The sequence below is a fragment of the Klebsiella sp. G-Nf4 genome, assembly GCF_002810615.1.
Taxonomy (GTDB): Bacteria; Pseudomonadota; Gammaproteobacteria; order Enterobacterales; family Enterobacteriaceae; genus Klebsiella; species Klebsiella variicola.
On sequence record NZ_PION01000014.1, the window covers coordinates 150,457 to 159,782 of the forward strand.

The 9,326-nt window shown below is 57.7% G+C and carries 9 protein-coding genes; 8 read left to right on the forward strand and 1 reads right to left on the reverse strand.

All coding sequences use genetic code 11. From position 1 onward, the window contains the following. Window positions 1–50 precede the first annotated feature (50 nt). From xylB to yiaA, 3 genes are all read left to right on the forward strand, one after another. On the forward strand, window positions 51–1,505 hold the full coding sequence (gene xylB, locus CWM57_RS23995; protein WP_100676493.1) for a xylulokinase: 1,455 nt from the start codon (window positions 51–53) through the stop codon (window positions 1,503–1,505). Between the two features lie 168 nt (window positions 1,506–1,673). Then, window positions 1,674–2,045, forward strand: a complete 372-nt coding sequence (yiaB, locus tag CWM57_RS24000; protein WP_008806878.1) for an inner membrane protein YiaB — start codon at window positions 1,674–1,676, stop codon at window positions 2,043–2,045. Window positions 2,046–2,079: 34 nt separating this feature from the next. Then, window positions 2,080–2,523: an inner membrane protein YiaA gene (gene yiaA / locus CWM57_RS24005; RefSeq protein ID WP_012540331.1), complete on the forward strand. Its 444-nt coding sequence runs from the start codon at window positions 2,080–2,082 to the stop codon at window positions 2,521–2,523. A 26-nt stretch (window positions 2,524–2,549) separates the two neighbouring features. Here the strand turns inward: yiaA and CWM57_RS24010 are convergent, their stop codons facing one another. After that, a complete protein-coding gene (locus CWM57_RS24010; protein ID WP_100630987.1) occupies window positions 2,550–3,545 on the reverse strand; it encodes an acyltransferase in 996 nt (331 codons plus the stop codon). Between the two features lie 179 nt (window positions 3,546–3,724). Between CWM57_RS24010 and CWM57_RS24015 the strand changes: the two genes are divergently transcribed. The 5 genes from CWM57_RS24015 to CWM57_RS24040 all read left to right on the forward strand — a co-directional run. Then, window positions 3,725–4,024, forward strand: coding sequence for a YsaB family lipoprotein (locus tag CWM57_RS24015; RefSeq protein WP_165784251.1), 300 nt, complete (start codon window positions 3,725–3,727; stop codon window positions 4,022–4,024). Between the two features lie 127 nt (window positions 4,025–4,151). Further along, on the forward strand, window positions 4,152–5,063 hold the full coding sequence (gene glyQ, locus CWM57_RS24025) for a glycine--tRNA ligase subunit alpha (RefSeq protein ID WP_004205014.1): 912 nt from the start codon (window positions 4,152–4,154) through the stop codon (window positions 5,061–5,063). Window positions 5,064–5,072: 9 nt separating this feature from the next. Further along, window positions 5,073–7,142: a glycine--tRNA ligase subunit beta gene (glyS, locus tag CWM57_RS24030; protein ID WP_074386978.1), complete on the forward strand. Its 2,070-nt coding sequence runs from the start codon at window positions 5,073–5,075 to the stop codon at window positions 7,140–7,142. 326 nt (window positions 7,143–7,468) lie between these two features. Continuing rightward, window positions 7,469–7,621 carry a type I toxin-antitoxin system toxin HokA gene (gene hokA, locus CWM57_RS24035; RefSeq protein WP_012967075.1) on the forward strand — a complete coding sequence of 51 codons (153 nt, stop codon included), beginning with the start codon at window positions 7,469–7,471 and terminating at the stop codon, window positions 7,619–7,621. A gap of 301 nt (window positions 7,622–7,922) precedes the next feature. After that, window positions 7,923–9,326 (forward strand): ATP-binding cassette domain-containing protein (locus CWM57_RS24040; RefSeq protein WP_227520645.1); only part of this gene is annotated, 1,404 nt, incomplete at its 3' end.

The following is a 9,326-nucleotide window of genomic DNA, read 5'->3' on the forward strand; positions in this document are numbered from 1 at the left end:
GCTCTGTTCGCGCCACGCTCAGCCGTGGCGCGCGTTTAAGGAGAGGTAGTATGTATATCGGCATCGATCTGGGAACATCGGGCGTCAAAGCCATTCTGCTCAATGAGCAGGGTGAGGTAGTGGCATCGCATACCGAAAAACTCACCGTCTCGCGTCCGCATCCGCTGTGGTCGGAGCAAGATCCCGAACAGTGGTGGCTGGCGACAGACACGGCGATGAAAGCCCTGGGCGCGCAGCATAGCCTGCGCGACGTGAAGGTGCTGGGGATCGCCGGGCAGATGCACGGCGCCACGTTGCTGGATAAATCGTTACAGGTGCTGCGTCCGGTCATTTTATGGAATGACGGCCGCTGCGCCGAAGAGTGCCAGCTGCTGGAGGAAAAAGTCAGTGCTTCCCGGCAGATCACCGGCAACCTGATGATGCCGGGCTTTACGGCGCCGAAGTTACTCTGGGTGCAGCGCCACGAGGCGGCGGTGTTCAACCAGGTCGATAAAGTGCTGCTGCCGAAGGACTATCTGCGCCTGCGCATGACCGGCGAGCTTGCCAGCGACATGTCTGACGCCGCCGGTACGATGTGGCTGGACGTCGCCCGGCGTGACTGGAGCGATGAGATGCTCGCCGCCTGCGATCTCAGTCGGGATGCGATGCCGGCGCTGTTTGAAGGCAGCGACGTCACCGGACAACTGCGACCTGAGGTGGCGCAGGCGTGGAATATGCCGCAGGCGCTGGTGGTGGGCGGCGGCGGCGACAACGCCGCAGGCGCGGTCGGGGTCGGAATGGCCGACGCCGGGCAGGCAATGCTGTCGCTGGGCACCTCAGGCGTCTACTTCGCCGTCAGCGAAGGGTTCCTCAGCAAACCCGAAAGCGCGGTGCACAGCTTCTGCCATGCGCTGCCGGGCCGCTGGCATCTGATGTCGGTGATGCTCAGCGCGGCCTCCTGCCTGGACTGGGCGGCGAAATTAACCGGCCTGGCCAGCGTGCCGGCGCTGATCGCGGCGGCGCAGACGGCGGATGAAAGCGCCGGTCCGGTGTGGTTCCTGCCCTATCTGTCGGGCGAACGCACGCCGCACAACAACCCGCAGGCCAAGGGCGTCTTTTTTGGCCTGACGCATCAGCATGGGCCGGCAGAGCTGGCGCGGGCGGTGCTGGAAGGGGTGGGCTATGCGCTGGCGGATGGCATGGACGTGGTACACGCCTGCGGCATCAAGCCGCAGAGCATCACGCTTATCGGCGGCGGGGCGCGCAGCGCTTACTGGCGGCAAATGCTGGCGGATATTAGCGGCCTGCAGCTCGATTACCGTACCGGGGGCGATGTCGGCCCGGCGCTGGGGGCGGCCAGGCTGGCGCAGCTGGCGGTGCACGGCGAGGCCGACCGCGCCGGGCTGCTGAAGCCGCTACCGCTTGAACAAGCCCATCGCCCGGACGATCGCCGTGTGGCCCACTATGCGCCACAGCGGGAAACCTTCCGTCAGATTTATCAGCAACTGAAACCGCTGATGTCTTAGCCTCAGTCCGTCCGGCAGCGCCGGACGGATTCCCTCCCTGAATGTCTCGACTACATCCATCCCAAAAAGCGTATTTGTTTATTCCGAAATCTCCGCTTTGCCGTGCATAACCTGCGGCATCGTCGGGTGACTCGGTCATAATCAGCCCGTGTCGACCAGGGAGGTGAGATGAACACAAAACGCAACATTGCCAGAGTGATGATGGCCGCAGGATCGCTGGTTTATCTGCTCGGTATCTGGCGAACCTGCCCGTTGTTTAGCGGTAAAGGTTATTTTCTCGGCGTACTGGTGATGGGGATGTTTGCCGTGCTCGCCCATCAGCGCGCCAGCCAGTGGCAGGAACAGGACGACGGCTTTATTGCCTTATGTCGGCTGGTGCTGCTGCTATCGGTCGGCCTGCTGCTGGTCGGCGCCTGGTATGTACCGGCAGACTGGCATGAAAAAGCCGTCTATATCGCGGCGTGGTTTGTCTGCTTATATGGCGCATCGGCAACCCCCGAACGGACCCGCGTCGCCCGCGCGATGCAAAAAACGGAATAAGCGCCGCCCCGAGGCGCGTAAAAGGTAAAAAGTAATGGAAAACAAGCACGCGACGTATTCTCCTGCGTTTCATTTGATCTCCTGGATTGCCCTGATCGGCGGCATCGTCACCTATCTGGTGGGACTGTGGAATGCCGATATGCAGTTGAATGAGAAAGGCTATTATTTTGCCGTCCTGGTTCTGGGGCTGTTTGCCGCGGCATCTTATCAAAAGACGGTGCGCGATAAGTATGAAGCCATTCCGACCACCGCGCTGTACTACACCACCTGCCTGGTGGTCTTCGTTATCGCTGTAGGTCTGCTGGTTATCGGACTGTGGAATGCCACTCTGCTGCTCAGCGAGAAAGGGTTCTATGGGCTGGCGTACTTTTTGAGCCTGTTTGGCGCTGTTGCGGTGCAGAAAAACGTGCGTGATGCCTGGGACCCGACGCGCTTACGGGAACCTCTCAGCGTGACGGAAGAGGGGCCTGAGTCGTAAGTCGGGCCCCTCCGGGTGGCGGACCGTTAGCTGACCAGCCGGCGGCTATCAACCCGCTGCACCAGGCCTGACAGCATCAGGCTGCCAAGCAGAGCGGCGCTAAAAATCCACACAATGTCCAGCAGCGGCCAGCGGGTCAGTTCCAGATGGCTGGCGCGCAGCGCATGCACTATCAGGGCATGGAACCCGTAGATCCCCAGCGAATGTCGCGCAATGCAGGCGATACCGGGCAGGGGACGCGCGTTAAGCCAGTTTTTAGCGAGCGTCAGCAGGGTGACCGCGCAAACGAACACCGCCGGTCCGCAGTAGAGATACCAGGTGTCGCCGAAGTCTCCACGCCAGCGCAGCTCATGCAACGTTCCGCGTGAAATGGCCCACACGGCGGCGATGAACAGCGCGGCGCAGAGCGGGGTCAGCCATTTTTTATCGGTGTCCAGGGTGCCAATGGCTCTGCCCAGCACGCCATAGAGCACGTAGTAGAAGGTGTCGCCGTTGATATAGAGATTGACTGGCAGCCACTCAATCCCGGCGGCTTTGACGCTGACCATATTGGGGTTGGCCAGAATACCGAGGATTGCCATCAGCGCCAGCAGCATTTTACCGCTGACGGACTTAACCTGAATCAGCGGCGAGAGCAGGTAGATGACGGTGATAGCAAAGAAAAACCACAGGTGGTAGAAGACGGGCTTCTGCAGCAAATTCTTTAACGATAGCTCGACGTTGATATGGGTAAACAGCGCGATATACAGCAGAGACAGCGCGCTATAGAACGCAATGCACAGGCCAATCCGCCAGAAATGGCGCGGCTGGGCGCTACGTTCCCCGAAAAACAGGTATCCCGAGATCATAAAAAACAGCGGCACGCTGACGCGGGAGGCGGAATTGAGCAGATTGGCGATGTCCCATTCCATAAGGGTAATTGCATGCGGATGAGTGATATACCAGCTGGTACTGTGGATCATCACCACCATCATGCAGGCGATACCGCGCAGGTTGGTGATCCAGTGTATCTTTTCTTGCATCAGTCCCTCAAAGTCTGCTGGCGAAATAAGGTCTGACCCGCCTTATGCCCCGGTGTCGCAATAGATTAGTCTGAGTTTTCGATCACAGACTTGTCGTGGTTTCATGATATTCGCAAAATACCTGTAATACTGAATCTTTACGATAACAACTTGCTAACAAGGCGGTGGAGGAGTACGTGGTGAAAGGTGTTGTTTCCGTTATGCTGGCGCTACTCCTCGCGGGTTGTAGCGAGACCATATCTCCGCCGGCGCAAAAAGCGCAGCGTGCGCGCATTACGCCGCAAACCACGCTCAATATGGCGCAGCTTTGCAAGGATCAGGCCGCTATCCGCTACAACACGCAAACGCAGCTCGTTGACGTGAACCATTTTGAACAATTCCAGGCGAGCTACGAGCTTTCGGGCCGGACCGGCAAGAATGAGCGTTTCATCTGTTCCTTTGACCCGGACGGCCAGTTTATGCATCTTTCGATGCGCTGAATCGACCCCGGCTGGCGTAAATTTCGTCCGTTTTCCTGAAACAACGCCGTTTCGTACTGTATATCTCGCAGCCAGCGGGTATACTGACTCCTTCCTTTAAATCCACACGTATCCAGCACGAAATCATATGCAAAAGTTTGATACCAGGACCTTCCAGGGCCTGATCCTGACCTTACAGGATTACTGGGCTCGTCAGGGCTGCACCATTGTTCAACCACTGGACATGGAAGTCGGCGCCGGCACCTCTCACCCGATGACCTGCCTGCGCGCGTTAGGGCCGGAGCCAATGGCGACCGCCTACGTGCAGCCTTCCCGTCGTCCAACCGATGGCCGCTATGGCGAAAACCCGAACCGTTTACAGCACTACTATCAGTTCCAGGTGGTGATTAAGCCCTCTCCGGATAACATTCAGGAGCTGTACCTCGGATCGCTGAAAGAGCTGGGTATGGACCCGACCATTCACGATATTCGTTTTGTCGAAGACAACTGGGAAAACCCGACGCTGGGTGCCTGGGGTCTGGGCTGGGAAGTGTGGCTCAACGGCATGGAAGTGACGCAGTTCACCTACTTCCAGCAGGTGGGCGGCCTTGAGTGTAAGCCGGTGACTGGCGAGATCACCTACGGTCTGGAGCGTCTGGCGATGTATATCCAGGGCGTGGACAGCGTTTATGACCTGGTCTGGAGTGATGGCCCGCTGGGTAAAACCACTTACGGCGACGTGTTCCACCAGAATGAAGTGGAGCAGTCCACCTACAACTTCGAATACGCCGACGTCGACTTCCTGTTCTCCTGCTTCGAGCAGTATGAGAAAGAGGCCCAGCAGCTGCTGGCGCTGGAGACCCCGCTGCCGCTGCCGGCCTATGAACGTATTCTGAAAGCGGCTCACAGCTTTAACCTGCTGGATGCGCGTAAAGCCATCTCCGTCACCGAGCGTCAGCGCTATATTCTGCGCATTCGCACCCTGACTAAAGCAGTGGCGGAAGCGTACTACGCTTCCCGTGAAGCGCTCGGCTTCCCGATGTGCAACAAGAATAAATAAGAGGCGGCCATGTCTGAGAATACTTTTCTGGTGGAAATCGGCACTGAAGAGCTGCCACCAAAAGCGCTGCGCAGCCTGGCGGAATCTTTTGCTGCGAACGTGACCGCGGAGCTGGATAACGCCGGCCTCGCGCACGGTAAAGTGGAATGGTTTGCCGCCCCGCGTCGTCTGGCGTTGAAGGTAGCCAACCTGGCGGCGGCGCAAGCCGATCGCGAAGTAGAAAAACGCGGCCCGGCTATTGCCCAGGCGTTCGATGCCGAAGGCAAGCCAAGCAAAGCGGCCGAAGGCTGGGCGCGCGGCTGCGGCATCACCGTTGATCAGGCCGAACGTCTGACCACCGATAAAGGCGAGTGGCTGCTGTATCGCGCCCATGTGAAGGGCGAAAGCACTGAAGCGCTGCTGCCGAACATGATTGCCAGCTCGCTGGCGAAGCTGCCGATCCCGAAACTGATGCGCTGGGGCGCGTCTGACGTCCACTTCGTGCGTCCGGTTCACACCGTCACCCTGCTGTTGGGCGATCGGGTTATTCCGGCGACCATTTTGGGTATCGCTTCTGACCGTATTATCCGCGGCCATCGCTTTATGGGTGAGCCGGAGTTCACTATCGACCATGCCGACCAGTATCCGCAGATCCTGCTGGAACGCGGTAAAGTCATTGCCGATTACGAACAGCGTAAAGCCAAAATCAAAGCCGATGCGGAAGAGGCGGCACGTAAGATTGGCGGTCAAGCCGATCTGAGCGAAAGCCTGCTGGAAGAAGTCACCTCGCTGGTGGAATGGCCGGTGGTGCTGACGGCGAAGTTCGAAGAAAAATTCCTCGCGGTGCCGTCCGAAGCGCTGGTTTACACCATGAAGGGCGACCAGAAGTACTTCCCGGTCTACGACAACGCCGGCAAACTGCTGCCGAACTTTATCTTCGTAGCCAACATCGAGTCCAAAGATCCGCAGCAGATCATCTCCGGTAACGAGAAGGTGGTTCGTCCGCGTCTGGCCGATGCTGAATTCTTCTTCAACACCGACCGTAAAAAACGTCTGGAAGATAACCTGCCGCGTCTGGAAACCGTGCTGTTCCAACAGCAACTTGGGACCCTGCGCGACAAGACCGATCGCATCCAGGCCCTGGCGGGTTGGATTGCCGAGCAGATTGGCGCTGACGTAAACCACGCGACCCGCGCGGGCCTGCTGTCCAAGTGCGACCTGATGACCAACATGGTCTTCGAGTTCACCGACACCCAGGGCGTGATGGGGATGCACTACGCGCGCCATGACGGCGAAGCGGAAGATGTGGCCGTGGCGCTGAACGAGCAGTATCAGCCGCGCTTTGCCGGCGACGCGCTGCCGTCTAACCCGGTGGCCTGCGCGGTGGCGATTGCCGATAAGATGGACACCCTGGCGGGTATCTTTGGTATCGGGCAGCATCCGAAAGGCGATAAAGACCCGTTTGCGCTGCGTCGTGCCGCGCTGGGCGTGCTGCGTATCATCGTTGAGAAGAACCTGAATCTCGATCTGCAAACGCTGACCGAAGAAGCGGTGCGTCTGTACGGTGAGAAGCTGACCAACGCCAACGTGGTTGATGAGGTGATTGACTTCATGCTGGGCCGCTTCCGCGCCTGGTATCAGGATGAAGGCTATAGCGTGGACACCATCCAGGCCGTACTGGCGCGTCGTCCAACCCGCCCGGCGGATTTCGATGCGCGCATGAAAGCCGTATCGCACTTCCGTACCCTGGAAGAGTCCTCCGCGCTGGCGGCGGCGAACAAACGTGTCTCCAACATCCTGGCGAAATCCGACGAGACGCTGAACGACATCGTTCATGCCTCGGTGCTGAAAGAAGCCGCGGAAATCAAGCTGGCCGGCAATCTGGTGGTGCTGCGCGATAAGCTGCAGCCGTACTTCGCCGCAGGCCGTTATCAGGATGCGCTGATCGAGCTGGCTGCGCTGCGCGAGCCGGTGGATGAGTTCTTCGAGAACGTGATGGTTAACGCTGAAGACAAAGATGTTCGCATCAACCGTCTGACGCTGCTGTCCAAACTACGTGAACTGTTCCTGCAGGTAGCGGATATTTCTCTGCTGCAGTAAGCGTATCGGAAATAATAAAAGACCTGTCTCAGGGCAGGTTTTTTTATACGTGAAATATAAATAGGCGAACCGTTAATAATTCTGCCATTGATATCTTCATTATTTGCATTCATCGAGAAGAAATGTTTTAGGAATATATAAACATAATTCCGAGAGGTATTTACGCTAGAATGGCGGCGGGTGCTTGAGACTGTGTGTCTCAGGTATTCAGCGGGAGACAGACAGAGAAAAGCCCCACCTGATAGTAATCAAAGTGAGGCTCCCCTATGCATCAACACCATAAGAGTAGCCTCTTACTTGTTGAAAATCAACACTGGAGGCGAGGAATGCCGCAAAAGTATCTGTTGTTTGGCTTAGTAGTGATTTGCTTCACTATTTTATTATTGACCTGGATGGTTCGTGATTCGCTATGTGAATTACAGCTCAGGCAGGGAAATATTGAGCTGGTGGCATTCTTAGCCTGTGATATTAAACAGTAAGAGCATCTGGTGGGGAACTATCCCCACCATGCTTGCGGTGTCTGGCATTCTCAATGCACCCTTTCATTGTTCACCAAATAAATCATTTGCCTCCTGATATCAGGAGGCCTTTTTATTTTTACACGATCGTTGAATAAAACAGGCTTGCAACGCATACCGGAGTGTGGCTATCCTATGCCCCGACGAATTCCTCGTCTCACTGGAGCGCGCCCCACAAATGAACAAACACGACTGATGAATTTCACGCCTTACCTCGCAGACGTTGCGGGTAGGGGAGTATTGATTTCATTCAGGAGTGCTTATGGCTCATTGCGCCCACATCCCCGCTTTTGTTTTACATCAGGTCACCTGTCAGTTTGCGACGGGAGATACGCTTTTTGGTCCGCTGAATTTATCGCTGGAATCGTCGCTTTGCGGCCTGGTCGGCCGTAACGGCGTTGGTAAGACGCGTCTGCTACGTCTGTTGGCCGGTCTGGATTCCCCCGCCGACGGCTATATCGAGCGCGCGGTTTCTATTGCCTGGGTGGCGCAGCAGCCGAACGTCACGCCAGAGATGACCCTCGCGGCGCTGCTGGGCTATGCGCCAATATTTGATGCCTTGTCTCGCCTTGAGCGAGGTAACGGACTGGCGGATGATTTCGAGCTGTTGGATGGCCACTGGGATCTATCCGATCGCCTGAGTTTAGCTTTCCGTGAAGCCCATCTCCCGCCGTTCTCTGCCGATCGCCCCGCTTTTTCACTCAGCGGCGGCGAGCGGATGAAGGCCCTGCTGTGCGGCGCCTTTGTCTCGGGTGCCGATTACCTGCTGCTGGATGAGCCCACTAACCATCTGGACCGCCAGGGGCGGGAGTGGCTCTATCACCAGCTGGAAAGCTGGCAAGGCGGAGCCCTGATCGCCAGCCACGATCGCGAGTTGCTGACCCTGATGCCTGAGATTATTGAGCTGACACCGACGGCGCTGCGCATCTACGGCGGCAACTATGATGAATATGAGCAACAGCGCGAGGCGGCGCAGCAGGCTGCGCGCGCGGCGCTGGAACATGCGGCGACCGAGCGACGGCGGACCCGTGCACGGATGCAAAAGGAGCATGACGCCGCCCAGCGGCGATCGGCTCAGACGCTGCGGACCGTTGATACACTGAATATCGCCTCTTTCGAACGCGTGAAGTACAAAGGCGCGGCAAAAGAGCGCCCGGGAACGCTGCGCCGTCAGCATCGTGAACAGAACAGCACTCTGAATGCCGCCGTGCAGCAGGCACGGGAGCGGGTAGAAGACGACAATCCGGTGATGTTCACGCTGCCGGGTAGCGAAGTGGCCGCCGGCAAGCAGGTTCTGGTGGTGGAGTCATTACAGCTCGCCCATTCACCGGCTGCGCCGCTGAACTGGCGCATGGATGGTCCCATGCGCGTCGCGCTAAAGGGGCCGAACGGCTGTGGTAAAACCACCTTGCTAAAAACGCTGCTGGGGCTGGAGCAGGCCTTCTCCGGCGATGTCCGGTTGTCGGTGAGCGCGGCTTATCTGGATCAACATCTGACGCAGCTGGATCTGTCGTTATCGGTCATGGCGCACCTGAGCCTGGATAATGAGATGGACGCTCCAGATTTTACGGTATCAAAGTACCAGACTGGATCGTTGCAATACGTCCTAAAAAATGAGGAGCGTCCACATGAAAGTATCAACTCTTGGTATCGACCTGGCAAAGAA